22 protein-coding genes and 1 pseudogene are annotated in these 25,807 nt (G+C 69.9%); 8 read left to right on the top strand and 15 right to left on the bottom strand.

Annotated features, from left to right (window positions below):
• Positions 1-28: 28 nt before the first annotated feature.
• Positions 29-952, bottom strand: a complete 924-nt coding sequence (panE, locus tag ACKI2N_RS27210; protein WP_420991945.1) for a 2-dehydropantoate 2-reductase — start codon at positions 950-952, stop codon at positions 29-31.
• Positions 953-1,182: 230 nt separating this feature from the next.
• On the opposite strand from panE, the gene ACKI2N_RS27205 reads away from it, so the two are divergent.
• Positions 1,183-1,998, top strand: coding sequence for a class II aldolase/adducin family protein (locus ACKI2N_RS27205; RefSeq protein ID WP_420991944.1), 816 nt, complete (start codon positions 1,183-1,185; stop codon positions 1,996-1,998).
• A gap of 24 nt (positions 1,999-2,022) precedes the next feature.
• On the opposite strand, the gene ACKI2N_RS27200 is transcribed toward ACKI2N_RS27205, so the two are convergent.
• The 9 genes from ACKI2N_RS27200 to ACKI2N_RS27160 all read right to left on the bottom strand — a co-directional run bounded on the left by ACKI2N_RS27200 (position 2,023) and on the right by ACKI2N_RS27160 (position 13,937).
• A complete protein-coding gene (locus tag ACKI2N_RS27200; protein ID WP_420991943.1) occupies positions 2,023-2,940 on the bottom strand; it encodes a LysR substrate-binding domain-containing protein in 918 nt (305 codons plus the stop codon).
• Positions 2,941-3,020: 80 nt separating this feature from the next.
• Positions 3,021-4,346, bottom strand: a complete 1,326-nt coding sequence (locus tag ACKI2N_RS27195; protein ID WP_420991942.1) for an MFS transporter — start codon at positions 4,344-4,346, stop codon at positions 3,021-3,023.
• Between the two features lie 292 nt (positions 4,347-4,638).
• Positions 4,639-6,228 carry an acyl-CoA synthetase gene (locus ACKI2N_RS27190; protein WP_420991940.1) on the bottom strand — a complete coding sequence of 530 codons (1,590 nt, stop codon included), beginning with the start codon at positions 6,226-6,228 and terminating at the stop codon, positions 4,639-4,641.
• Positions 6,229-6,354: 126 nt separating this feature from the next.
• Complete coding sequence (locus ACKI2N_RS27185; RefSeq protein ID WP_420991938.1) at positions 6,355-7,140, bottom strand: enoyl-CoA hydratase/isomerase family protein; 786 nt, start codon at positions 7,138-7,140, stop codon at positions 6,355-6,357.
• A 76-nt stretch (positions 7,141-7,216) separates the two neighbouring features.
• Positions 7,217-9,196: an acetyl-CoA carboxylase biotin carboxylase subunit gene (locus ACKI2N_RS27180; protein ID WP_420991936.1), complete on the bottom strand. Its 1,980-nt coding sequence runs from the start codon at positions 9,194-9,196 to the stop codon at positions 7,217-7,219.
• A gap of 32 nt (positions 9,197-9,228) precedes the next feature.
• On the bottom strand, positions 9,229-10,383 hold the full coding sequence (locus tag ACKI2N_RS27175; protein ID WP_420991934.1) for an acyl-CoA dehydrogenase family protein: 1,155 nt from the start codon (positions 10,381-10,383) through the stop codon (positions 9,229-9,231).
• Positions 10,384-10,476: 93 nt separating this feature from the next.
• Entirely contained in the window at positions 10,477-12,093 is a 1,617-nt protein-coding gene (locus ACKI2N_RS27170) for an acyl-CoA carboxylase subunit beta (RefSeq protein WP_420991933.1), read from the bottom strand.
• A 132-nt stretch (positions 12,094-12,225) separates the two neighbouring features.
• Positions 12,226-13,128, bottom strand: a complete 903-nt coding sequence (locus ACKI2N_RS27165; protein ID WP_420991932.1) for a phosphatidylglycerol lysyltransferase domain-containing protein — start codon at positions 13,126-13,128, stop codon at positions 12,226-12,228.
• Positions 13,125-13,937 (bottom strand): TIGR03084 family metal-binding protein, encoded by an 813-nt coding sequence (locus tag ACKI2N_RS27160; protein ID WP_420991931.1) that lies wholly within the window; start codon positions 13,935-13,937, stop codon positions 13,125-13,127. The genes ACKI2N_RS27165 and ACKI2N_RS27160 overlap by 4 nt, the downstream gene beginning before the upstream one ends.
• A gap of 248 nt (positions 13,938-14,185) precedes the next feature.
• Here ACKI2N_RS27160 and ACKI2N_RS27155 point away from each other — a divergent pair, with 248 nt between their 5' ends.
• The 4 genes from ACKI2N_RS27155 to ACKI2N_RS27140 all read left to right on the top strand — a co-directional run bounded on the left by ACKI2N_RS27155 (position 14,186) and on the right by ACKI2N_RS27140 (position 18,148).
• Positions 14,186-15,754 carry a fatty acid--CoA ligase gene (locus tag ACKI2N_RS27155; protein ID WP_420991930.1) on the top strand — a complete coding sequence of 523 codons (1,569 nt, stop codon included), beginning with the start codon at positions 14,186-14,188 and terminating at the stop codon, positions 15,752-15,754.
• 93 nt (positions 15,755-15,847) lie between these two features.
• Complete coding sequence (locus ACKI2N_RS27150) at positions 15,848-16,378, top strand: GNAT family N-acetyltransferase (protein WP_420991928.1); 531 nt, start codon at positions 15,848-15,850, stop codon at positions 16,376-16,378.
• Between the two features lie 347 nt (positions 16,379-16,725).
• Positions 16,726-17,685 carry a M35 family metallo-endopeptidase gene (locus ACKI2N_RS27145; protein ID WP_420991926.1) on the top strand — a complete coding sequence of 320 codons (960 nt, stop codon included), beginning with the start codon at positions 16,726-16,728 and terminating at the stop codon, positions 17,683-17,685.
• Positions 17,645-18,148 (top strand): OmpA family protein, encoded by a 504-nt coding sequence (locus tag ACKI2N_RS27140; RefSeq protein WP_420991924.1) that lies wholly within the window; start codon positions 17,645-17,647, stop codon positions 18,146-18,148. Before ACKI2N_RS27145 ends, ACKI2N_RS27140 begins: the two co-directional genes overlap by 41 nt.
• A gap of 61 nt (positions 18,149-18,209) precedes the next feature.
• Here the strand turns inward: ACKI2N_RS27140 and ACKI2N_RS27135 are convergent, their stop codons facing one another.
• A complete protein-coding gene (locus tag ACKI2N_RS27135) occupies positions 18,210-19,181 on the bottom strand; it encodes a DNA-binding protein (protein ID WP_420991923.1) in 972 nt (323 codons plus the stop codon).
• Positions 19,182-19,303: 122 nt separating this feature from the next.
• Here ACKI2N_RS27135 and ACKI2N_RS27130 point away from each other — a divergent pair, with 122 nt between their 5' ends.
• From ACKI2N_RS27130 to ACKI2N_RS27120, 3 genes are all read left to right on the top strand, one after another.
• Positions 19,304-20,512, top strand: a complete 1,209-nt coding sequence (locus tag ACKI2N_RS27130) for a tyrosine-type recombinase/integrase (protein ID WP_420991921.1) — start codon at positions 19,304-19,306, stop codon at positions 20,510-20,512.
• A gap of 178 nt (positions 20,513-20,690) precedes the next feature.
• Complete coding sequence (locus ACKI2N_RS27125; protein ID WP_420991920.1) at positions 20,691-21,662, top strand: diguanylate cyclase; 972 nt, start codon at positions 20,691-20,693, stop codon at positions 21,660-21,662.
• A gap of 151 nt (positions 21,663-21,813) precedes the next feature.
• On the top strand, positions 21,814-22,233 hold the full coding sequence (locus ACKI2N_RS27120) for a hypothetical protein (protein WP_420991919.1): 420 nt from the start codon (positions 21,814-21,816) through the stop codon (positions 22,231-22,233).
• A 313-nt stretch (positions 22,234-22,546) separates the two neighbouring features.
• Here ACKI2N_RS27120 and ACKI2N_RS27115 read toward each other — a convergent pair.
• The 4 genes and pseudogenes from ACKI2N_RS27115 to ACKI2N_RS27100 form a co-directional block, all read right to left on the bottom strand.
• Positions 22,547-23,209: pseudogene (locus tag ACKI2N_RS27115) on the bottom strand (glycosyltransferase); the annotation flags it as partial.
• On the bottom strand, positions 23,206-23,862 hold the full coding sequence (locus ACKI2N_RS27110) for a class I SAM-dependent methyltransferase (protein WP_420991917.1): 657 nt from the start codon (positions 23,860-23,862) through the stop codon (positions 23,206-23,208). The gene ACKI2N_RS27110 and the pseudogene ACKI2N_RS27115, both read right to left, overlap by 4 nt.
• Positions 23,859-24,944 (bottom strand): acyl-CoA dehydrogenase, encoded by a 1,086-nt coding sequence (locus tag ACKI2N_RS27105; RefSeq protein WP_420991915.1) that lies wholly within the window; start codon positions 24,942-24,944, stop codon positions 23,859-23,861. Before ACKI2N_RS27105 ends, ACKI2N_RS27110 begins: the two co-directional genes overlap by 4 nt.
• Positions 24,945-24,987: 43 nt before the next feature.
• Positions 24,988-25,437 carry a PA2169 family four-helix-bundle protein gene (locus ACKI2N_RS27100; protein WP_420991914.1) on the bottom strand — a complete coding sequence of 150 codons (450 nt, stop codon included), beginning with the start codon at positions 25,435-25,437 and terminating at the stop codon, positions 24,988-24,990.
• Positions 25,438-25,807: the final 370 nt, after the last annotated feature.

Here is a 25,807-nt window from a genome sequence, read left to right as displayed (position 1 = left end):
ACAAGACGCCAGGCGATGCCCGGGCCGGTCAGTCCCCGCGCGCGCGCCGCGCTTCGTAGGCCTTCAGGCTGGTCAGCGCCATTTCCAGCGTCGGCGCCGGCGTCGGGCCGCGGCGCGCCAGCAGGTCGCCCACGATCTGGTCCGATTCGATGGCGCCGCCGCGCTCCAGGTCGCGCAGCATCGACGCCGTCATCGGCGAGCCCGCCTTGAACAGCGAGGCCGCCGCCTGCTCCAGCGCCGGCGCGCGGGCGGGATAACCGTTGGCCGCGGCAATGGCGGAGCACTCGTCGAACAGCGCCGCGATGAGCTCGCGCCCGCGCGGCGCGGCCAGGATGTCGCCCACCGCGGCCCGCATCAGGCAGGTGGAGGACGCCAGCGTGGCCAGGAACAGCCACTTCTCCCACATGTCCTGCAGCATGGCCTCGCTGCGCTGCACGTCGAAGCCGGCGTCCCCGAACACGGCGGCCAGGGCCTGCGCGCGTGGGCTGCTGCCGGACGGGCGCTCGCCGAAGGACAGCACGTGGAAGGCCGACAGATGCAGGATGGTGCCCTGCTCGTCCAGCGTGCTGGAGATCAGGCAACGGCCGCCCATGACCCGTCCGGCGCCGAAGCGGGCATCGAGCTTGTCCAGATGCTGCATGCCGTTGAGCAGCGGGATGATGACCGTGTCCGGGCCCACGGCGGGCGCGAAACCCTCTATTGCGCTGTCGAGGTCGTAGGCCTTGCAGCTCAGCAGCACCACGTCGTACGGTTGCGCGATCTGCCCGACCTGCACCAGCGGCGGCCTGGCGAAATGCAGGTCGCCGTGCTGGCTCTTGACCCGCAGGCCATGCTCGGCCAGCTGGGCGGCGCGCCGCGGGCGCACCAGGAACGTCACGTCGCGCCCGGCCTGCAACAGCCGCGCGCCGAAATAGCCGCCAGTGGCGCCCGCTCCGACAACCAGAATACGCATCTTCGACTCCAGGGTGCGGCCCGGCGGGAGGCCGGGCGATGCGCCATTGTAGTGGGTGGCCGGCGCGGCTGCCGGCACGCTTGCGGCCACGCGGCGGAAGACCCGCGGCGTGGCCGCCGGTCCCGTTGCTGCCGATCCATCACCGGCCTGTGAGTATTCATCGATAGCGCCGCCCCGCGGCCTCGAACAGAATGGGATCTGCCCAAGCCATCTGGAACCCTGGAACCCTTGTGAACGACACCGTGAATATCGCCCTGAAGATCCCGGCGCCCATCGGCGGCGCCCTGCCCGCGCCGCGGGAGTTCGACTCCGCCGAGGCCGCGCGCAGGGACCGCAAGCTGCGGCTGGCCGCCGCGTTCCGCATCTTTGCCCGCTTCGGGCTGGCCGAAGGCATCGCGGGCCACATCACGGTGCGCGACCCGGAGCACGCGGACCGCTTCTGGGTCAATGCCTATGCGCAGCATTTTTCCGCCATCCATCCCGACGACCTGATCTGCATCGACGAACACGGCAAGGTCCACGCGGGCACCGGCCCGGTGAACGCGGCGGCCGCGGCGATCCATTGCGGCATCCATGGCAGCAATCCCGCCGTGGTTGCCGCGGCGCACACGCATTCCGTCTATGGCCGCGCGTTTGCGGCGCGGCACCGGACGCTGCTGCCGATCAACCAGGAGGCCTGCCTGTTCTTCGAGGATCAGGTGGCGTTCCAGGGCGACGTGCTGGTGCTGGCGGCGGACGAAGGGCGGCGCATCGCGCAGTCGATGGGCGACCGGCGGGCGGCGGTGCTGGTCAACCATGGCCTGCTGACGGTCGGCACGTCGGTCGACGCGGCGGCCTTCCGCTTCGTGGCCATGGAGCGTTGCTGCCAGATCCAGCTGCTGGCCGAGGCGGCCGGCGAGTTCAGCGTGCTGTCCGATGAGCAAGCGCGTTCCGTGCGCCGCCAGATCGGCTCCGACTACGTGGCCTGGCTCGGTTTCCAGGGCTTGTTCGGGCAGTTGCTGCGCGAAAGCCCGGACCTGCGCGATTACCAGGCGACCATCCGATAGGCGGCGCGGCGGGCGCGGCCCGCCTCAGCCGGCGGCTTGCACAAGCCGGACGTAGCTGGCCGCCGCGTCGATCAGCCAGGCCTCGAACCTGCGGACCGGCTCCCAGTGGCGCCGCTGCTCGGGAAACGCGAAATAGATATTGCTCGGGCTCGGCACGAAGTGCGGGTGCGCGACGACCAGCTGGCCGCCGGCCAGCTCGCGGTCGACCAGGCTGCGCGGCAGCAGCGCAAGGCCCTGCCCCGCCACCGTGGCGTTGATGGACATGACGAACATGTCGTAGTGCGGCGTGGGAGCATCGTGCTCCAGCGGCCGCCCGACCAGCGATTCGCCCCAGTCGGTCCAGGCCGCCGGGATGTCGCGCGTGTAGATCCACGGCGCCGCGGCGATGCGCTCCAGCGGCAGCTCGCGCTGCCCCTCGCACCAGCCCGGCGCGCACACCAGGACCAGGCGGTCGTCGCTGACCAGCGCGGCGCCGGTCATGCCCGCCCACAGATGCTGGCCGAAATAGATGGTCGCGTCGAAATTGGAGTCGTCGAAGAAGTTCGGCTGGTCCCGCCCGATGATGTGCAGGCGGATATCCGGGTTCAGGTCATAGAAGCTCTGCAGGCGCGGCACCAGCCACTGGGCGGCGAACGAGACGCCCACGGCCACGTCCAGGTGCAACTCGCTCTCCGAGCGGATCAGCTCGATGGTGTCGCGGCGGATCTGGTCCAGGTGCACGCGGATGCGGCGCGCGTATTCGGCGCCGGACGGCGTCAGCACGAGGCGCTGGCGCACGCGGTGGAACAAGGCCACGCCCAGGTCTTCCTCCAGCTCGTTGACCTTCTTGCAGATGGCACCGTGGGTCTGGGCCAGTTCCTGGGCGGCCTTCGAAAAGCTCTCATGCCTGGCGGACGCCTCGAACGCCTGCAACGACCCCAGGCTTGGTACGCCACGACGCATTGCTCACTCCTTGCCCGGGCCGGCGGCCCTGCGGCTTGTCGGTACGGGCAGATCAAAGGTAAAACGCGCGGCCGCCGGCATCAGTTGCCCATGACCGGCCTTGCCGCGGCCCCCGGCGCCCGGCTGCTTTCCAGCGCCACGACCACGCAAGCCGATATCAGCATCAGCGCGGAGACGCCATAGAAGGCCAGGGCGAAGTGGCCCGAGACGTCCTTGGACCAGCCGATGAAATAAGGCAGCACGAAACCGGCGCAGACCCCCAGGCTGGTGATGAGCGCGATGCCCGCCGCGGCGGCGCGCTCGGCCAGGAAGCGGCTGGGCAGTTGCCAGAAAGTGGTCATTGTACAGAAGCACGCCGCCGTTCCCACCGCGAAGGCGGCGATCGTGCCGTACGGCGAGCGCATCCACATGGCGACCGTCAGCGCGGCGGCGCAGACCAGCAGCGGCCCGGCGATATGCACGCTGGTGATGCGGTGCCGCTTCACGACGCGGCCCCACACCAGCATGCTGGCCACCGCGAACGCGAAGGGAATGGCGGTGATCATGCCGATCTGGGGAATCGTGTACTTGACGCCGAGGGTCTTTTCGAACGACGCCACCACCTGCGGCAGGAAATACAGCAGGGACACGATGCCGGCGTTGATGCCGAAGTACACCGCGCCCAGCGCCCAGACGCGCCCGTTGGCGATGACCGAAGCCAGGCCATGGCCGGCCCGCGTGCTGGCCGCGGCCTGCTCCTGCGCCAGCACCGCGGCGATGGTCGATTGCTCGGAGGCCGAGAACCAGCGTGCCTTGGCCGGGCTGTCCGGCAGGTAGAAATACACCACGAGACCCAGGAAGACGGACGGCAGGCCTTCGAGGAAGATCATGGCGCGCCAGCCCGACAGCCCGAACACCGTCGCGTTCTCCATCAGCCAGGTGGAAACCGGCGCGCCCAGCACGCCCGTGAGCGGGATCGCGGTCACGAACAGGGACATCATCCAGACGCGGTCGCGCGTGGGCAGCCAGAGCGTCAGGTAGTAGACCATGCCGGGGAACAGCCCGGCCTCGAACACGCCGAGGCAGAACCGCGCGACGTAGAGCCACTGGGCATTGGGCACGAGGCTGGTCAGCGACGACGCCACGCCCCACGTCAGCATGATCCGCGTCATCCACAGGCGCGCGCCGAAACGGTACATGCACAGGTTGCTCGGCACCTCGAACAGGACATAGCCGAGAAAGAACAGGCTGGCCGCGAGGCCGAACTGGGCCGCCGTCATGCCCAGCTCCTGGTTCATGGTCAGCGCGGCGTAGCCGATGTTGGCGCGATCGAGCTGGTTCGCCATGTACATCAGGATCATCAGCGGGGCCAGCCGCCAGGCGATCTTTCTTGCAATTTCGGGCGGCATCGCAATGGGGGCAGTCATGTCAGTTCATCCTTTCGTCTGCGTTTCGGAGCACGAGCTGCACCGAATCTACGTGGTGCGGCCGGGACCCGCTACGGACAAAAGATGAACGGCTCATGACGGACTTTCACAATGCGCCAGCTTGGTTAAGAAAAACCGCCGGCCGGATCTGCCTTGGTGCAGCCGAAGCGATAAAGACGCCATTTCCGGCGGGAAATCCCGGAAATGGGGCGGTCTTGCCGAGAAAAGCCCGCTTCGGTATTTACCCGGATACCGCGGGCCGTGGGCCGTGGGCCGCAAGGCGGCCGGACAGCTACGCGGCTTGCCCGCCGTGCTCCCGCAATCTGACCTTCAGCACCTTCCCCGTGGGATTGCGCGGCAGCGCCGCCACCACCCGCAGCTCGCGCGGCAGCTTGTAGCGCGCCAGCCGCGGCCCGGCGAACGCCTGCAGTTCTTCCAGCGTCAGGCTGGCCCCGGGCCTGAGCGCCGCCACGGCCACCACGCGCTCGCCCCATTGCGCGTCGGGCGCGCCGATCACCGCGACTTCGGCGATGGCCGGATGGTCGTACAGCACGCTTTCCACCTCGGCCGGGTAAACGTTCTCGCCGCCGGTGATGATCATGTCCTTGAGGCGGTCGCAGATGTAGTAGAAGCCCTCCTCGTCGGCATAGCCGACGTCGCCGGTGCGGAACCAGCCGCCGGGGTAGAACGCGCCGGCGGTGGCCTCGGGGCGGTTCCAGTAGCCTTTCATGACGTTGCCGCCGCGCACGCAGATCTCGCCGCGCTCCCGCGGGGTGGCGACGGGGGCGCCGTTGAACGCGCGGATGCAGACTTCGGTGAGGATGGCGGCGGTGCCGCAGGATCCGAGCTTGTCCGCGCCGCGCTCGGGCGCGAGGAAGGTGGTGGCGGCGGCGGTTTCGGTCAGGCCGTAGCCCTGGTTGACGGGGATCCCGCGCGCGCCGAACAGGCGCAGCAGCGGCTCGGGCATGGGCGCGCCGCCGACCGAGATGCCGCGCAAGGTGGAGAGATCGGCGCGCGCGAAGTCCGGATGCTGGCTGATGAACAGCAGCATGGCGGGCACGGCGAAGCTGAGCGTCACGCGGTGGGTGGCGATGTCCTGCATCACGGCGGCCGGGTCGAAGCTGCGCTGCAGGACGAGGTGGCCGCCGGCCATCAGCACCGGCAGCGTGATGCAGCACATGCCGCCGACGTGGAACAGCGGCGCGAAGTTGAGCGCGACATCGGTGCTGGCGATGTCGCTCATCATGGTGACGTTGAGGTTGTTGATCCAGAAGTTGCCGTGCGTGAGCATGGCGCCCTTGGGGTTGCCGGTGGTGCCGGAGGTGTACATGATGGCGGCCACGTCGCCGGGGCGGGTGGCGGCCGGCGCGGGCGCGGCATTGTCGCGGGCGGCAGCGGCCAGCAGCGCGTCCAGCCCTTCCCAGCCGGGCGCGGCGGCGCGGGACAGGTAGCGCCGGCATTCGAGCTGGCCGCGCACCTCGCCGATCACGGCGGTATGGCCGTCGTCGGCGAACAGGGTGTGCACGCCCGCGTCGTTGAGGATGAAGGCCAGTTCGGGGCCGGTCAGGCGGAAGTTGAGCGGCACGAAGATGGCGCCGAGCCAGCCGCACGCGAACTGGGTGACCAGGAACAGCGGGTCGTTCAGGCCCAGGTAGCCCACGCGCTGGCCGGGCCGCACGCCGCCGGCGGCGAGCACGGCGGCCATCTGGCCCGCCCGGGCCACGAGCTCGCCGTAGCTCCAGGTCTGCCCGCCGCTGGTCAGCGCCGGGCGCTGCGGGCCGCGCGCGGCGCGGCGGCGGAGCCAGTCGGCCATGCCGAGGGCCAGCATGCCGGCGCGCTCCCCGTCGCCGCTGCCGTCGGTTGAGGATGGTGTGGCGGTCATGGTGTCTCCCATACGCGATTTCCCCTGTCTCGTCTCGCAAGTTGCCGGTCGCCGCCGGCGTTGTCATGCCTTACGCTGCCATGCCGTCATGCCGTCATGCCGTCATGCCGTCATGCCGTCATGTGGTTACTTGCCCGTCCACACCGGCCTGCGCTTTTCGTTGAAGGCGGCCAGCCCTTCGCGCGCGTCCTCGGTCATGGCCAGCAGCGCGATCTGGCTCTCAGTGTAGGCAATGCCTTCGCTGAAGCTCATCGAGGCCATGGCCTGCATGGCGTATTTGCCGCGCCGGATGGCGGTGGGCGACTTGTCGGCCACGCGGGCGACGAGCCAGTCGGTGCGGGCGTCCAGCTCGCCGGGCGCGGCGAGGTGGTTGACCAGGCCGGCGGCCCTGGCCTCGGCGGCGCTGAAGGGCTCGCCGCCGATGCACCATTCGCGCACCAGGCGCGGCGGCGCCAGCGCCTGCAGCAGGCTCAGCACCTGCATGGGAAACACGCCGACCTTGACCTCGGGCAGGCCGAACAGCGCGGTGTCCGCGGCCACGGCCATGTCGGTCATGCACAGCAGGCCCATGCCGCCGGCCATGCAGGTGCCGTTGACGCGGGCGATGGTGGGCAGCGTGGCCTGCTGCGACTCGCGCAGCAGGTCGGCGTAGTCGAGGTTGGGCCGGGACAGATCGAACGCGAAGCCCTTGCCGGGCTGGAGGTCGGCGCCGGCGCAGAAGGCCAGGTCGCCCGCGCCGGTCAGCACGATGGCGCGCACGGACGGGTCCGCGTGCGCGGCGCGGTAGCCGGCGCGGATGCCGGCGATCACGTCCTGGTTGAGCGCGTTGCGCTTGCCGGGCCGGTTGATGGTGATCCAGAACGCGGCACCGCGTTTGTCGTGGAGGACTGCCGGGTTGTCTGCTTCGCTCATTGGGCTCTCTCTGAACTCTCTCCGGGCTTTCTCAGGCTGTCTCGGAATCTCTCGGAATCTCTCGGGATGGCGGCGCTCAGGCGGCCCGCGCTTCGCATTCGATCTCGGCGATCACGCGCATGGCGGCGGCCTGGTCGCCCACCTGCACGTGCACCGCGCCCACGCGGCCGGCGGCCGGCGCCACGTGGACGTGCTCCATCTTCATGGCTTCCAGCGTGACCATGGGCTGGCCGGCTTCCACGCGGTCGCCGATGGCCACCATCACGTTGACCACGCGGCCGTTCATGGCGGCGCGCAGCTTGCCGTCGCCGGCGCCGGCGCCGGCGCGCTCGGCGGCGGCGCGGGTGTGGTCCTCCACCCGCACCGGCTCGCCGTCGTATTGCAGCAGCAGCGTGTCGCCGTCGCGGTGGAAGACGGCGCTCTCGGTCACGCCGTCGCGGGCGAAGCGCGCGGCGTGCTGGCCCAGCGCGATGGTTTCGAAGGCATGGCGGGTCGCGCCCAGCACGACCTCGAACCGGCCGGCGCCCATGAACGCCAGCCGCGCCTGGTGCTCCGCTCCGCCCACGCGGTAGCGCAGGCCGATCGGCAGCGCCGGCGCCAGGCTGGCCGCCGGGGCACCCGCCGCGCGGCCCGGCGCGGTCTCGTACAGCAGCAGCGCGGCCAGCGCGGCGGTGCGCGCGCAGCGGTCCGGCTCCGCGCGCAGCAGCGCGTCCTGGTGCTCGCCGATGAAGGCGGTGGTGGCCTCGCCCGCCGCGAACGCCGGGTGTGCCAGGCAGCGGCCCAGGAAGGCCTGGTTGGTGGTCACGCCCAGCGCCACCAGATCTTCCAGCCCGCGCGCCAGCCGGCGCCGCGCTTCGTCGCGGTCGGCGCCGTGGCTGACCACCTTGGCGATCATCGAGTCGTAGTACGGCGGGATGGCCGCGCCATTGCACAGCGCGTGCTCCGTGCGCAGCGCGGGCGGGGCCTGCCACAGCGCCACGGTGCCGCTCTGCGGCATGAAGTCCTGCTGCGCGTCCTCGGCGCACAGGCGCACCTCGATGGCGTGGCCGGCAAAGCGCACGTCCTGCTGCGCCAGCGGCAGCGGCTCGCCGGCGGCGATGCGCAGCTGCAGCGCCACCAGGTCCAGCCCGGTGATGGCCTCGGTGACGGGATGCTCCACCTGCAGCCGGGTGTTCATCTCCATGAAGTAGTAGTTGCCGTCGCGGTCGAGCAGGAATTCCAGCGTGCCGGCGCCTTCGTAGCCGATGGCCTTGACCGCGGCCACGGCGGTGGCGCCCATGCGCGCGCGCAGTTCGGCGCTCACCGCCGGCGACGGCGCCTCCTCGATCAGCTTCTGGTGGCGGCGCTGCACGGAGCAGTCGCGCTCGCCGAGGTGGATGGCGTTGCCGTGGCGGTCGGCCAGGACCTGGATTTCGATATGGCGCGGCCGCGCCACGGCGCGCTCCAGGATCACCTCGGGGTCGCCGAAGGCGCCCAGCGCCTCGGAGCGCGCGCTGCGCAGCAGCCCGGCAAACGCGCGCGCATCCGGCACCAGCCGCATGCCGCGCCCGCCGCCGCCGGCGGTGGCCTTGATCATGACCGGGAAGCCGATGCGCGCGGCCTCCGCCGCCAGCCGCGCGTCGCTCTGGTCTTCGCCCTGGTAGCCGGGGATGCACGGCACGTCGGCCGCCATCATCAGGCGCTTGGCGCCGGCCTTGTTGCCCATGGCCAGGATGGATTCGGGCGACGGGCCGATGAACACCAGCCCGGCCGCGCGGCAGGCGCGCGCGAAATCGGCGTTCTCGGCCAGGAAGCCGTAGCCGGGGTGGATGGCGTCGGCGCCGGTGCGGCGCGCCGCGTCGAGGATGGCGTCGATGCGCAGGTAGGACTGCGCCGGCGCGGCCTCGCCGATATGCACCGCCTGGCCGGCCTCGGCCACGTGGCGGGCGCCGGCGTCGGCGCTGGAGTAGACCGCCACCGTGCGGTAGCCGAGCGCGGCGGCGCTGCGCATCACGCGCAGGGCGATCTCGCCGCGGTTGGCGATCAGGATCTTGTTGAATGGCGTGGACGGCTTCATGGTCCTCTTTTCCCTTATTTCCTTCATTTCCCTCATTTCCCTTGCGGGAAGGTGCCCATGAACTTGCACAGGATCTGCAGCATCACCTCGTCCGCGCCGCCGCCGATGGAAGTCAGCCGCCCGTCGCGGAAGATCCGCGAGACCGGGCTTTCCAGCGCGTAGCCCATGCCGCCCCAGAACTGCAGGCTGCGGTCCGATACCTCGCGCACCAGCCGCCCGGCCTTGAGCTTGGCCATGGTGGCCAGGCGCGTGGCATCCTCGCCGCGCACCATCATCTCCACGGCGCGCCAGCACAGCGCGTGCAGCGCTTCCACCTCGGTCTGCAGCTCGGCCAGCGTGTAATGGACCCACTGGTTGTCCAGGATGGCGCGGCCGAACGCCTTGCGCTCGCGCGTGTAGCCGATGGTCAGGTCGATGGCTTTCCGGCATACGCCGCAGGTGTTCAGCGCGCCCCACAGGCGCTCGACCTGGAACTGCTCCATCTGGTAGGTGAAGCCCATGCCTTCCTCGCCGATGCGCCAGCGCTGCGGCACGCGCACGTCGTCGAAATAGAGCTGCGCGGTGTCGGACGAGTCCATGCCGATCTTGCGGATCTTCCTGGCGACCGAGACGCCGGGCGTGTCCATTGGCACCACGATCAGGGTCTTGTTGCGGTGGGGCGCGCCTTCGGAGGTATTGGCCAGCACGCAGCAGAAATCGGCCTGGGTGCCGTTGGTGGTCCACATCTTGCCGCCGTTGATGACGTAGTCGCCGCCGTCGCGGCGGGCGGTGGTCTTGATGGAGGCCACGTCGGAGCCGCTGCCGACCTCGGACACGCCCAGGCACGCCACGTACTCGCCGCGGATGGCCGGCGCCAGGAACGCGCGCCGGACTTCGTCGCTGCCGTGGTGGGCCAGCGCCGGCGTGGCCATGTCGGTCTGCACGCCGATGGCCATCGGCACGCCGCCGCAGTTGACGTCGGCCAGGGTCTCGGCCAGCACGGCGCTGTACGAATAGTCCAGCCCGGCGCCGCCGTCGGCTTCCGGCTTGGACAGGCCGAGCAGGCCGAGCGCGCCCATCTTGCGGAAGACCTCGTGCGCGGGAAAGATCTCGGCCTCTTCCCAGGCGTCCACGTGGGGGTTGACCTGCTCGGCGATGAAGCGCTTGATGGTGGCGCGCAGCGCCTCGTGTTCGGTGGTGAGTTGCATGTCGGGTTCCTGGTATGCGGTATCTGGTGGCGGGCGGACGGCGCGCGGCGAATGTGCAGCTGATGTGCAGCGGATGCGCGATGGACGCGCGGCTCAGGGGCGCGCCACGCCGAACTGCATGGCCTGCGGCGCGCGCGCGTCGCCCTCGCGGCACACGGCCAGCACGCTGGCCAGCACGGCGCGCGTGTGGCGCGGGTCGATCACGCCGTCGTCCAGCACATGGGCGCTGGTGACGAACACGCTCATCTGGCGGTCGAAGCGTTCGACGATGCCGTTGCGCAGCGCCTCGAGCTGGGCGGTGTCCACCTCCCCGCCCTTGCGCTTCATGGTCGCCTCCGACACGATCGCCATGGTGCGCGCGGCCTGCTCGCCGCCCATCACCGCGGTCTTGGCGTTGGGCCACGAGAAGCAGAAGCGCGGATGGAAGCCGCGCCCGCACATGCCGTAGTTGCCGGCGCCGAACGACGCGCCGCAGTAGATGGTGATCTGCGGCACGGTGGCGTTGCTCACGGCCTGGATCATCTTGGAGCCGTGCTTGATGATGCCGCCTTCCTCGTAGCTGCGGCCCACCATGAAACCGGTGGTGTTGTTCAGGTACAGGATGGGCGTGCGCGACTGGCAGCAGGCCTGGATGAAGTGCGTGGCCTTGGTGGCGCCGGCCGGATCGATGGGGCCGTTGTTGGTGATGATGCCGAGCGGCCAGCCTTCGATGCGCACATGCCCGCAGACGGTGGCGCCGCCGTAGTTCTCGCCGAATTCCAGGAAGTCCGAGTCGTCGGCGATGCGGGCGATGACCTCCTTCATGTCCACCGGCCGCTTGTGGTCCATCGGCATGATGGCGAGCAGTTCCTCGGCGTCGTAGCGCGGCGGCTTGAACGCGCGCGGCGCGGGCTGCTCGCGCGGCCAGTCGATCTTGCCGAGGATTTCGCGCGCCAGGCGCAGCGCGTCGCGGTCGTCCTCGGCCAGGTAGTCGCCCAGGCCGGACACGCTGGTGTGCATCGCCGCGCCGCCGAGTTCTTCCTCGCTGGCCACCTCCCCGGTGGCGGCCATCAGCAGCGGCGGGCCGGCCAGGAACGCGCGGGAGCGCCCGCGCACCATGATGATGTAGTCGGACAGGCCGGTCTGGTAGGCGCCGCCGGCCGTGGACGAGCCGTGCGTCACCGTCACCACCGGCAGCCCCGCGGCGGACAGCCGCGCCAGGTTGCGGAACAGGTTGCCGCCGCGGATGAAGTCCTCGACCTTGTAGGTCATCAGGTTGGCGCCCGCGCTTTCCACCAGTTGCACGTAGGGCAGCTTGTTCTCCAGCGCGATCTCCTGCACGCGCAGTTGCTTGTCCAGCCCCTTGGGCTGCAAGGCGCCGGCGTTGATGCCGGAGTCGGACGCGCTGATCACGCAGCGGATGCCGGACACCACGCCGATGCCCGCGATCAGCCCGCCGCCGGGCACGCTCTTGTCGAGGTCGGGGTTGTCCAGCCCGAGCCCGGCCAGCGAGCACAGCTCGATGAACGGCTCGCCCGGGTCGAGCAGCAGCGCCAGCCGCTCGCGCGGCAGCAACTGGCCGCGCTTCTCGAAGCGCTCGCGCGACGCGGCGGAGGTGTCGGCGGCGCGCCGCTCGAACGCGCGGATGCGCTCGAGCAGCGCCAGCATGCCGGCGCGGTTGGCCTGGCTGGCTTCGCTGGTCGGTGAAATTCTGGATTCGATATAGGCCATGGAGAATGTGCTTGACGATCCGCCGCGGGTGCGCGCCGGCTTGAAACCATGGTAGGGGCGGCTCCGGCCGGGGTCTTGCGAGAACTGGCTGTGCTGCGGGGCCCGCCGGCGCGCCAGGGCCGGCCGGCGGGCTCACTCCGCGCGCAGCGTGACCCGGTACTTGGGCAGCAGCGCGCTGGGCGCGTACGACTGCTTGGTCCGGCGGAAGTTGTCCAGCCCGAGGTCCTGCTCGAAGTTCAGCCACGCCACGGGCCGGGCAAAGGCCGTGCAGAAATGGTGGAACATGTACTGGTAGATGCCCTTGTACGCATCCACCCCCTTGGCGAAGCGCATGGCGAACACGGCCGGGCGGATCTCCTGCGCCAGCACGAAACCGGCAGGCTGGCCGCCCGCTTCGTAGAGGAAACCTTCCAGGCCCAGGCGGTCCGCCTCGCGCAGGGCCTCGGTGCATGGCGCGTCGTCGGCTTCCCCCTGCGCCTTGCGCCTGGCCTGCATCCACTGCGCATGGACGGTCATGGCCCGCGGCGCCAGCCCGGCGCGATAAGGCCGCGCGGTGACCGCGTGCGCGGCCAGCAACTGCTTCATCAGGTTGCGCTTCTTGGACAGCACCGTGCCGCGGTAGCCGGCGAAGTTGGCGGCCGGATAGAGATAGTCGGCATCGGCGCGCACCGCGCTCCAGCCGAACACGGCCGGATCGAGCCGCGCCACCTGCGCGGCGGACAGCGGGTAGAAGCAGTCGTGCCCGCGCAGCAGCGCACGCACGGCCGCGCGCGGCGCGGTGTCGAGCGCGAACAGCGGCAGCACGTGGCGCGCGCCGTCGTAGGTCAGGCCGGTGATGTGCGGATGGCTGCCCGCGACGAAGCGGTAATCGTGCGCGTGCCGGAACAGGTAGAGGTTGGCGAACGCGTGCTCGGACAGGCAGGTCTGGCCGGGGTCCGCGCCGAGCGCGCGCAAGGCGGCGTCGATGCCGGCGGCCTGCGCGATGGCCAGCGGCACCCCTGCCTGCGCGGCCAGCGCCGGGGCGGGGCCGTTCACCCCGCCTGCGCCGCGCGCGCCACGCGCGTGCCGGCCGCCGGCCCGGTGGCGGGCGGGCCGGCGAAGCACTGCGCCTGCGCCAGCCACATCCGCGCCGGGCCCGCGCTGTATTCGAGCGTGGTGTCGTCGAGGTGGCGGCGCTGCGTCACCAGCAGGCAGAAGTCCTCGGCGCTGCCGCGCACGAAGTTGTCTGGCTGGGGCGCGTTCCAGGTCCATGTCTCGCCATCGGGCGCGGTCAGCGCGACATGGGGCGCCGGCCCCGGCACCGGCTCGCCGCGGTTGACGAAGGTCCAGCCGTAGGTGGTGGCGCCGATGTGGGCGATATGGCGCAGCCGCGCCGTGGGCCGGCGCATGCGGCCGACGGTATCCCACACATCTTGCCCGTGCGCCCAGGTCTCCATCAGCCGCGCCGTGGCAAAGCTGCGCGCGCTCATCGCCGGGCCGTACCACGGCAGCCGGGCCTTGGGGTCCAGCGCCGCCAACGTGCCGGCCAGCTGTTCATAGACGGGCCGCCAGTACGCCAGCAGCGCCGGGCCGTCGAGGCGGCCGTATTGCTCGCGCGCCACCGCGCTGATGTGGCCGCCGGCCGCCATCAGCGCGTTGAGCGTTTCCGCGCCGCGCAGGAAGGCTGCGGGCTCGGTGGCGGACTGCAGCGCGGTCTGGTCGAAGTAGCACAGGTGGGCGATCTCGTCCCACGCGCTCCAGCCGTAGAAGGCGCCGGGCTCGCGCCACTGCGCGGCGCTCAGGGACGCGGCAAGCGCGTCGAGTTCGCGGTATTCGGCCAGCAGGTCCTGGCAGGTGTCTTTCATGGGTGGCGTTTCGTGGGTGTTTCAGGGGCGGCTTCGATTGTGCGCGGCGCACCCGGCGGCGGTCTTGCGCTAACTGGTCGCGGGCGGGTGCCACGCGCGCTCCCCGCCTCCGGCACCCCGGCCGCCGGGCATATGCACAATGCGATTGGTTATTTCCCAAAAAGCGGCCTGCCGCTTATATTCGAGGGTTTTGACCGGCCGGCATCGCGCTGCCCGGTTTCCCCTTTTCTCGCCGTCGGAGCATTGCCTTGAGTCACGTCCTTACGCTGAGCGACACCCTTTCCTGGCCAGCGCGCTACCTGCCGCGCAAGACCGCGCTGGTCGCCGGCATGGGCGCGGAGCGCCGCGCCTGGACCTACGCCGAAATGGAAGCCGAGGTCAACCGCCATGCCCACGCGCTGCTGTCGGTCGGCGTCGGCCACGGCGATGTGGTGGCGGCCTTCCTCTACAACACCCCGGCCTTCGTCTTCAGCATGCTGGCGGCGGCGCGCGTGGGCGCGATCTTCAATCCGGTCAACTACCGGCTGGCGGCGCAGGAACTGGCCTTCATCCTGGAAGACGGCAAGGCCAAGGCGCTGCTGTTCGAGGCCGAAGGTGCCGCCGTGGTGGAAAAAGCGGCCGAGCTGGTGCCGGGCACCACGCGCTGGATCTACGCCGATCCCGGCCCCGCGCCGGCCTTCGCCACCCATCACCTGGACACGCTGGCCGCCGCGCAGCCGGACCACGCGCCCGGCATCGCCGTGGACGAGAACGATCCGTGCATCCTGATGTACACCAGCGGCACCACCGGCCGGCCCAAGGGCGTGCTGCACACCCACCGCAGCAAGCTCGCGCACAACGCGATGATGCACCAGGTGATGACGCTGTCGCGCGAGGACGTGGGCCTGTCGATCGCGCCGCTCAACCACACCGCCGAACTGCACACCAGCTTCCTGCCGCGCCTGCACCTGGGCGCCACGCAGGTGCTGCTGCGCCGCTTCGACGCCGGCGAGGCGTGGGCGCTGGTCGAGCAGGAAAAGGTCACGCACTTCTTCGCCGCGCCGACCATGATCACCCTGATGCTGCACCACCCGGACGCCGGCACGCGCGACGTGTCCTCGCTGCGGCTGGTGGAGTACGGCGGCGCGTCGATGGCGCCGCACCTGATCCGCGAATGGGACCGCACCATCGGCGCCGGCCTGGTCCAGGTCTACGGCACCACCGAAATGGGGCCGTGCATGTCGGTGCTGTACCCGCATGAGCAGCTCAGCCACGCCGGCTCGGCCGGCCTGCCCTCGCTCAACCACGACCTCGTGGTGGCCGTCCTGAGCGACGACGGCGCGCCCACCGACCCGTCCCGGCCATGCGCGCCCGGCGAAGTCGGCGAGATCCTGGTGCGCGGGCCCTGCATGATGGCCGGCTACCTGAACCGCCCGGACGCCAACGCGCGCGCCCTCGCCTACGGCTGGTACCACACCGGCGACCTCGGCAGCCTGGACGAAGACGGCTACCTGTGGGTGCGCGACCGTATCGACTACATGATCAACTCCGGCGCCGAGAACGTGTACCCGCGCGAGGTCGAGGACGCGCTGGTCGAACACCCCGGCGTGCTGGAAGTCGCCGTGATCGGCGAGCCGGACGAAACCTGGGGCCACATCGTCACCGCCCACGTGGTCGCCAAGCCCGGCGCCGAAATCAGCGCCGAGGTGCTCGACGCCTTCCTCGTGCACGGCGACCGGCTGGCCGCCTACAAGCGCCCGCGCCGTTATTACCTGCTGGATGCGCTGCCCAAGACCACCAGCGGCAAGATCCAGAAGCATTTGCTGCGAAAGAGTTGATTGCTAGGTAATCGCCAGGTATCTCATTGGAATCAGCAAGTTGCAGGCTACTTCTGGCAGATGACATGAAGTTTCACCGCTGCGGAGAAATCGATGACTGACGATGTGCGCGTGCGCCGCCTGGACGCCGGGGAAGCCGCGGCCAGCGTGCCGGCGCTGGCCGACGTGCTGATCGACTGCGTCCAAGGCGGCGCCTCGGTCAGCTTCATGCTGCCCTTGCCGCGCGACAAGGCCGAGGCATTCTGGCGCGGGGTGGCCGACGGCGTCGCCCGCGCCGAGCGCGCCCTGCTGGTCGCCGAAGATGGCCACGGCGCCATCCTCGGCACCGTCCAGCTGATCCTCACCCAGCCCGACAACCAGCCCCACCGCGCCGACCTCGCCAAGATGCTGGTCCACCGCAAGGCCCGCCGCCGCGGCATCGCGCAACGCCTCATGGCGGCCGTCGACGAGGTGGCGCGCAGCGAAGGCAAGACCGTGCTGGTGCTCGATACCGTGACCGGCGGCGATGCCGAACGGCTATATGAAAGGGCGGGATGGCAGCGGGTCGGCGCGGTGCCGAAGTACGCCCTGATGCCGGACGGGGCGTTTTGCGGGACGACGTTTTTTTATAAGCATCTCGGGTGAATCCGGCAGGAATCTGAATCGACCATGCCAGTCAGTAGAGCTTGGCACGGAAACTATCTCTCGGATGGCTTATCCGGCCATGAGAAGGGCTCTCCACCTCGTCTGCCGCCGCATACATAATTGATTATAGTTTGTTGCCCGCATCAGAAATCATTTGATAATGCCGAATATCCAGCCGCCTCAATCCAGGCTCTGTCTCCCGGCTTGAGGCACCCTCAACTCGTAACAAATGGCATCAAAATAGCGGTATTTTGTGACATTGAGATAAATCTTAGTGCGGATTTCTTGTTTTCCAAGACAATTTAATCTCACATTCTCAATGGAATAGCAAAACAGCGGAGAGGGATATGAGCGACAGGCGGGAGGCACTGAAGCATGGCGACCGGACGACAAATAACGGCATCCTGATTTCGACTGTATCGACCGTCTCGCACCACGGCGTCCCTGTCGCCGCGGAGGGGGATTTTGCTACCTGCCCTGTCTGCAATGTTGGCGGGCCGGTGCTGAATGATGCCTCCCCTTCGTTTACGCTCACGGACGGGCGCAAGATTCTTGTACGGGGAGCCCGGGTGATGTGCCAGTGCGAAGACAAGCCATTGGTCATTCCGTCACAAAGCAGTTTCGTCATTGCCGTCGATATTCGAAGCGGTCCCCGCCAGCCAAAAGCGGAGGCAGCAGCGCGCTGGCCGGCAACCAGCGAAAAGCTTGCGGAAAGCGGATCCCCCAGCCTGAAGGATCACCCGGAGTTGATCTGCCCGAACATGAGCAACGAGGAGTTTCGGAAACATATCCTGGCACTTCGCAATGAAGCACTCGGCCTCATAGACGAGCGCGTCCGGCAACTGGCACGATGGAACGCCTCAGATCAGGAATGGTTTCAAACCTGGTTTGGCACGACAGACCAGAGAGCCCGTTTCGCCATTTCCTCAGGACTGGGAAGAATGCGGCACGCTCTCGCGAGCCTGGGGCCAGCCAATTTCATCCGATACTCCTATGAAGCGATGCGTACGGTGGGATGCGTCTCTCGTCCGGAAAATCCTGGCACTGTCGCAGAAGTTTGCGCGCCAGACACCGCTACCCATACTATTGCCATTCGACTGGATTTCTGCACCTTGCGTCATCGCCACCCGCAATTCGATTCGCAATTGCTGACGCTGGTACATGAAGTCTCTCATTTCGATGATGTATTTGGTTCTCGTGATCCGTGGTATTCCACTTTGACCGCGAAGAAAATGGCCAGCGCAAAAGACCCAAGGACCCTTACCAATGCGGATAACATTGCCGGCTATGTCGTTTGCTCTGAATAACGTCCTTGCGATGGTCGCCAGTTGCATGTCAACAGTGGTATTCGCGTGTAGTCCTGTACAGGGCCTGGACCTTGTTTTCCGGAATGATTCTGCGGCCCTCGACGCCGAAAATGCCCTTCGCCTTGGCGGCTGGCTTGCGGAACTGAGAGTGCATTTCCCGAATTACAGCGATTTCGGCATTTATGGTCACACCGACGTCAGCGAGCGGAGAGGCAAACTGCTGGCGAAGGACCGGGCAGAAACGATCCGGCGATTCCTTGCCATGAGGGGGTTTCAGGCTGACCGTATTCATGTCGCCGAACCGGGAAAATCCTATAACGCCCCGATCGCAGGACTGCCTACGCGCTCGGTGCAGATCGAGTTCGTTCCAGCGTGCCCGCACATATGCTGCACCCTGCCCACCCACGAGGAAATGGACCACGGAATCCCGATGCCTTCAAATGCAGTGCCTGAGGCCCATTAGAGTTTATATATCAGTAGTTTACGGGGGAATTTTGATTCTTGGCTTTAGCTCAGGTTTCTCCCTAAACCTTCACCCGCGGCGCCCTCGCCGCCCGTAGCTGGCGGCTTCTTGCCATCCCTGGCCGTCCCGCCCGCTGCATCTCCGGCTCCGCGCCGCCGCGGCTCTCCCGCATCCGCCGGTATTCGGCCAGCATGGCTTCCTGCTGCCTGAGCCGCTCTTCCAGCACCGCCATCGCCTTGCCCAGCCGCGTTGCCTCGCCGGCCTGGCGCGCGGCGGCTTCCGCGGCTTCGGCCAGTTTCTGCTGCGCCGCGCGGCGTTCGCCTTCCAGCAGCCGCTGTCCGTCTTTCGCCGCCACGCGCGCGGCGTCGAGTTCCAGCGCCATGCGGCGCTCGTTCGCGCTGGCCCGCCCGGCCATCGTTTCGCGTTCCTTGTCCCAGGCGGCACGCTGGCTGGCAGCTTCGGCCAGCAGCGTGTCCTTTTCCTGGCGGGCCTGCTCTAGCTGGGCACGCAGCGTGTCGTTATCGGCTTGCTGCGCCAGCAGTTGCGCCTCGGCGCGGGCAGCGCGCTCGCCGGCTTCGTCGCGGGCGCGGGCCAGTTCGGCCAGGGCGCCGTCGGCCGCTGCCAGGCGGGCTTCCAGCACGGCGCGTTCCTGCGCCAGGGCGCCCTGCTCCGTTTCCAGTGCCTGGCGCGCGGCTTCCAGCGCGGCCTCGCGGCCGGCGAATCCGGCCGCGGCGGCGGCGCGGGCTTCGGCCTGCGCCGCTTCCCACAGGTAGCGGGCGGCCTGGCTCACCGGGTCGGGCAGGCTGGCCGGCGCCGCGAACGCCTGGGGATCCTGCAGGCGCGCGCCGAGCCCGGCGAACCAGGCGTCGAGGTGCGGGCTGACCGTATTGGGCGAGCCGCGCCCGAGATGGAGGCGGATGCGCTCGATGGTCGGGCGCTGCCCCGCCAGCAGCAAGGCGTCGGCGGCCTGCCAGACGTCTTCGCGGGTGATGGCGCGGGCGCGGGTGGTGGCGGGAAAATCGGCGTTTTGCATGGTCCAGGCAATCGTTTTGGCGGGGTTGGCGCGAGGCAACCGGATAAGGCTCGATAAGGAATAGTTATCGCGCCTTATCTGGCCTTAATGTATAATTTAATACAGCTTACATCATATTTATTATGATTACTCGTAAAACGCCGCCCCGCCTTGCCAGGAACCCGGAAAACGCTGCGAAAGACGCCGCCGAAGCCGTGCCGGACGGCGCGGCGGGCGAGTCGCCTCTTTTTTCCGCCGCTTCCATCCTTCCCCGCCTTGCCGATGTCGACCTTCCTCCGCCGCTTCGCCCGTCCGAACTCGACCCGCTTGGCCGCCAGGCCGCCGAAGCGCTGTACCGCGAGGGCGAATCCGCCAACACGGTGGCCAGCTATCGTTCCGCACTCCGCTATTGGGCGGGCTGGTTCGCCCTGCGCTACGGCCAACCGGTTGCCCTGCCCCTGCAGCCGGCGGTCGTCATCCAGTTCCTGGTAGACCACGCCACGCGCAGCACGCCGCAAGGCCCGGCATGCGAACTGCCGCCGGCCATCGACGCGGCGCTGGTCGCCGGCGGGCTCAAGGCCCGCCTCGGCCCGCCCGCGCTGGCCACGCTCACGCACCGGCTCGCGGTCATCGCCAAGGCCCACCATCTGGAGGGCCATGCCAACCCCTGCGCCGACCCGGCGGTGCGCGAACTGCTGTCGCGCACGCGCCGCGCCTATGCCCGGCGCGGCGAGCGCCCGGCGCGCAAGGCGGCGCTGACGCGCGAGCCGCTGGCGCGGCTGCTGGCTACCTGCGACGATTCGCTGATCGGCCTGCGCGACCGCGCGCTGCTGTTGTTCGCGTGGTCCAGCGGCGGACGGCGGCGCTCGGAGGTGGCGGGCGCGATGCTGGCCAGCCTGACGCGGCTGGCGCCGGGCGAGTTTGTCTACGAACTGGGCTGGTCCAAGACCAACCAGTCGGGCGCCGACCTGCCGGACAACGCCAAGCCGGTGATCGGCGCGGCCGGGGCGGCGCTCGAGGCGTGGCTGCTGGCGGCCGGCCTGAGCGAGGGGGCGATCTTCCGGCGCGTGCGCCGTGGCGGGCATGTGGGCGAGGCGCTGTCGCCGGCGGCGGTGCGCAAGATCGTCCGGCAGCGCTGCGAGCTGGCCGGGCTGGAGGGCGATTTCTCGGCGCACTCGCTGCGCTCGGGTTTCGTGACGGAGGCGGCGGCCCGGCAGGTACCGCTGGCGGAAACCATGGCCATGACCGGCCATACCAGCGTGGCGACGCTGGTGCGCTATTTCCGCGCCGCGGACGCGCGCCGCTCGGTGGCGGCGGACCTGATCGGCGAGACGGACGACGCGCAAGCGTGACCGCAAGGCGCGCCCGCCACCCCGAGGCGCCCGATGCGCGTTCTCCGACGGGCGCCGGCAGCCTCCGGCAGGCGGCCGGATGGCGGGAAATACGGCCGGCATTACATTTCGCGCCGATTGCGCCGATATCACTGCATGCGGCCTGCCGCGAGCCCCCATTTCCGTCGCCGAATCCCCTATGAAGGCACCTTCGATCCCCGCCGATGAACCAACCCGCCTGGAGACATTGCGGTCCCTCAACCTCCTCGACACCGGCGCCGAGGAGCGCTTCGACCGCCTGACGCGGCTGGCCCGGCGCCTGTTCGCCGTGCCCATCGCGATGGTCACGCTGGTCGACGCCAACCGCCAGTGGTTCAAGTCCTGCATGGGCATGTCGGCCACGCAGACCTCGCGCGACATCTCCTTCTGCGGCCACGCCATCCTCGACGACGACATCCTGACCGTGCCCGACGCGCTGCTCGACGAGCGCTTCCACGACAACCCGCTGGTCACCGACGACCCCGGCATCCGCTTCTACGCCGGCTGCCCGCTGTCGGCCGCCGGCGGCTGCAAGCTCGGCACCTTGTGCCTGATCGACATGCAGCCGCGCCAGTTCGGCGCCGACGACCGCGCCCTGCTGCGCGACCTGGCGAGCATGGCCGAGCACGAGCTGGCCGCCCTGCAACTGGCCACCACCGACGAGCTCACGCAGTTGTCGAACCGCCGTGGCTTCGCGGCGCTGGCGCAGCACACGCTCGATGTCTGCAAGCGGCTGGGCAAGCCGGCCACGCTGCTGTTCTTCGACATGGACGGCTTCAAGGCTGTCAACGACCGTTTCGGCCACGCCGAGGGCGACCGCGCGCTGGTGGCGTTCGCCGCCGAGCTGCGCCGCGCGCTGCGCGATTCCGACGTGATCGGCAGGCTCGGCGGCGACGAGTTCGTCGCGCTGCTGACCGGCACCGACGCCACCGCCAGCGCGCACGCGCTGGCGCGCCTGCGCACCGGCGTGGCCACGCATAACCGGCGCGCCGCGCGCGGCTACGGCATCGAGTTCAGCGTGGGCGCCATTGCCTTCGACCCGGCGCGGCACGGCGACGTGGCGGCGCTGCTGGGCGCGGCCGACGCCGCCATGTACGCCAACAAGGCCGTGCGCAAGGCCCGGCGGCACTGATCCGCCACGCGGCCGGCGCGGGGTGGCGGGCGGGAAGAGGCGCCCGCCACCCCGTGTTACCCCCCTCCCGCCGCGCGGGCGGCCCTGCCTATACTGGCAGGCGGAGCGCCAGTCCGACAAGAAAGGGAAGAAAGGGAAAGGGAGAAGGGATATGCCGAACGAACAATTCCTCGCCAGGCAGGAAGACCGCCGCAGCGGCTTGCGCGCGCTGCGCGCCGCGCTGCTCAAGGCGCACAAGGAACTGATCACGCTGAACCGTGCCGAGTACGAACGTCTCTACGGTCCGGTCCCGGCCGGCCTGTTCGTGCAGATTGTGACCGAGGAGCCGTATTTCCGCTGGCTGGATCCGCTCTCGCGCCTGATCATCGAGATCGACGAAGAACTGGAAGCCCCCGAGCACCACGACCAGACCTGCCGCGCCGTGGCCGCCGCCACCGAAAAGCTGTTCGGCCCGCAGAGCGAGCCCGCTTTCCGCGAGCGTTACCAGCAAGCCTTGCAGGACGAGTCGGGCGTGATCGTCGCCCACGGGCAATTGATGAAGGTCATCGGCCAGCTAAAGCAGCTGGCCTGAGCGGCAGCTGGCCTGAGCGGCCGCCCTATTTTTCCCGCCGGGAAGGCTCGACGGCGATCGGGTCGCTGGCGGGGAACGTCTCGCGCAGCGCTTCGTCCAGGTCGTCTTCCTGCTGGTCGTCGGGCTGGCTGCCCTGCTTGCCGGGCGCCGGCGTGGCGGGATGGGGGGGCGCGGGCTGCTTGGGCACGGCGTGCTTGGTCATGGCCTGGTCCTGGGCGAGGTGGATGAGTCTTGATCTTAGGGGGCTTTGCGGCGGGATGCCAGGCGGCGCGGGCAGCTCGGCCTGCCGTGGCGCATGGCCGCCCCGGGCCGGCCCTTCGGCGGACAGCGCCCGCAGATAGCCGGCAAAGCCGTTGCGGACCCGCGCTTCCCGGCGCGCGCTGGTCGCCACGCGCGGCGCGGCGCTCCACGCGATGCAGGCGCCACAGGCCTGCAGCGCCCGCACCAGCGCCACGTCCTCGCGGCAGGCCAGCGGCGCGAAGCCGCCGCAGCGCACATAGGCATCGGCCGTCACCCCGAGGTTGGCGCCGTGGATATGGCGGTGGCCGTCGCGGGCCTGGTAGCGCGCCAGGTAACGGCGCCGCACCGGCTCCGGATGGTCCTGCCAGTCGTCCACGTGCACGCAGCCGCAGACCGCGTCGGCGCCCAGCCGGCCCAGGCGCACCTGGGTGCTGAGCCAGTCCGGCGACACCACCGAGTCGGCATCGGTAAAGGCCAGCCAGCGCATGCCGAGCGCCAGCGCGTGCGCGGCGCCCGCGGCGCGGGCCATGCCCACGTTGCGCGCGGCGATGCACAGCGTGAGCACGCCGTGCGCGCTGGCGATCTCGGCGGAGCGGTCCTGGCAGGCGTCGAGCACCACGATCGCCAGCACCGCCTCGCCGCGCAGCCCCGGGCAGGCGGCCGCGCGCGCCACGGCCCGCAGGCAGTCGGCCAGGCAGCCTTCCTCGTTGTGCACCGGGACGATCACGCCGATCATGCGATGCCCTCCCGCGCCGCCACCGAGCCGGGGCCGCGCAGCCAGGCCTGCATCAGGAAGTCGGCCTCGCTGTGCGTGGCCATGCAAGGCAGGCCGGCGTGCTTTTCCAGCAGGGCATGCGTGCGTTCCGGCGTCGCCCGGCGCTCGGCGAACGGGTGCCGCCAGTGGCAGGCCAGCAGCAGGCCGCCGTGCTCCAGCGTGCGGCGCACCCGCTGGCCCAGCCGCGCGATGTCGTCTTCCTCCAGGTAGTAGGCGAATTCGCTGATCACGATCAGCTCGAAGCTGGCGCGGGGCGGCCAGGCCTGCGGCACGCTGAGCTGCATCACCCGCACGTTGGGAATCCCCGCCAGCCGCCGGCGCGCGGCGTCCACCGCGCGCGGGTGCATGTCGGCCGCCAGCAGGCTATCGCAGCGCGAGGCCAGCGCCGCGCTCAGTTCGCCGTTGCCGCAGCCGGGCTCGAACGCGCTGCGGTAGCGCGGGCGGTCCAGCATGGCTTGCATGAGACCGCGCTTGCGGGCCTCGTACCAGCGGTTGCGGTAGTCCCACGGGTCGTCGCTGCGGGCATAGAGCGCGTCGAAATGCGCGGCGACGGGCTGCGGCGCGGGCTCGGCGGGCGCGGCGACGGTGTCGGTCCCGGGGGATGGCAATGTCATGTGGCCTGGCCCTGGCCGGACACGTGGCGGGCGGCGTCGGCCTGCCACGGTGCCCAGGCGGTGGTGGATGCGCCGGGTCCGCACAGCAGCGCGCCAAGCGCCGCCAGGTCGCGCTCGGCATGGCTTTGCCGCAGGAACACCGGCAGGTCGCAGAAGCGCGCGGCCAGCGCCGCATCCCGGCACAAGGGGCCGGCGCCCAGCGCGCGGCCGGCATGCTCGATCACCGTGCCGGCCGCGTGCTCGGCGGCCAGGCGCGTGCGCATCGCCACCGCGGCGGCATCGGCGGCGGGATGGCTGTCGATCCATGCCGCGGCCTCGCGCAACTGGGCCCAGCCGGCATGCAGCGCAAGATCCACCGCGCCCAGATGCGCCGCCGCGTGCGGCTCGGCGCGCCGCGCCACCTGCCCGCGCAAGGCGAGCGCGAGCGGCACCGCGGCGCCCAGCCAGCACGCGGCAATGCCGGCGCCGCCGTGCCAGAAGCCGGGCCGCTCCAGATAGGCGTTGGCCGCGCCGAGCCGGCGCGCGGGCGTGCCGTCGAAATCGATATCCGCGGTGCGCGCGGCGCGCATCGCCGGCGACTGCCAGGCACGCTCGTCCATGCGCACGCCGGGGGCGTCGAGCGCCACCACGGCCAGGCAGCGCTGTTCGCGCTCGTCGCGGCAGGTCAGCAGCGCGTGGGTGACCAGCGGCGCTCCCGAGCACCACGCCTTACGCCCGCGCAGGCTGCCCCGCGCGGGCCTATCGGGTGTATCGAGCCTATCGGGCGTATCGCCGCCGGCGTGGAATACCACCTGCGCATCGGGCGGCTCGGCCGCCCACACACCCCAGCGGCTGCCGGGCGGGGGCGGCGGCGCGCCCAGTTCGGCCATGATGGCCAGCGCGTCGGCGTGGGCCTCGAACAGCTTGACGAGGCTCACGTCCTCCGCGGCCACCTCGGCCAGCCGCAGCCAGCGCAGCCACGTCCGTCCGGCACCGGGCAAAGGCAGGTCCGGCTCCCGCGCCAGCCGGGCGAACCGGGAGGCAATGTCCGCGCCCTCGCCTGCGGGGGCGGCCGGGGTGTCGGCGCGAGGGTGCGCGGGCATGGTGGCGTCAGGCGGGTGGACCGGGTTGCACGGGGACCGCGGCTCAGGCTGCGCGATAGCGGTTGCGCAGGTCGCGGATCAGGTCATGGTTGCGCAGCACCCCCTGGTACTGGCGCTCGACCAGCGCGCGGATGTCGAAGCTCAGTTCGCTTTCCTGCAGCGCGTCCGCGTACTTCTTCTTGGCCACGTCCTCGCCCTTCTCGGTTTCCTCGAGGATGGCGAGGTCGTTGCGGTCGGCCACCGCCGTGCGCACGCTGATCCAGCCGCGGTGCAGCGCGCCGGCCACGCTGCCGTGGTCCTCCGGCTTGCCGCCGAGCGCCGCCACCTGGGCCTGCAGTTCGGCCACCGCGCTGGCGATCTCGCTTGCGCGGCTGGAGAACAGCGACTTCAGTTCCGGGTTCTGCGCGTCCTCGGCCGCTTTGCGGAAGCCCTGCTCGCCGTCGCGCGATACCTCGATCAGGTCATTGAGTACGGAAACGTTCTTGTCAGCCATGTCAGCTCCTTGGAGGGATTCGTATTCGACAAAAGAATGGCGCCTTGAAGACGACATACCGGTCATGCTGGCTGGCGGCGAGGGCACCGATGCGCCTCGTCCGCGCCACCCCTTCACAATATGGAAGCCGGGCCGCCGCGGCTGTAGGGTGGCCCCCCGAAACCTTGTCGGCGCATGCCTACAGGCGCCGTCGGCAGTTTCGTTCCCGCCTGCACAAATTACATCCCGATGAAAAAAGAAGCGCCGCCGGCGGCGGCCCGCTGCCGCCGACCGGCCGGCATGCGGCGCGCCCGGGCGGCGTCTGCGGACGCGCCGCCCGCGCGCGCGGGCTTGGCACGCTACCTGCCTTGATTGTGTCTTCCCGCCCTCA

This window comes from Cupriavidus sp. 30B13 (assembly GCF_049059565.2).
Lineage (GTDB): Bacteria > Pseudomonadota > Gammaproteobacteria > Burkholderiales > Burkholderiaceae > Cupriavidus.
The sequence above is the reverse complement of the archived record's forward strand: the minus strand, read 5'-3'. Positions and strand labels throughout refer to the sequence as shown.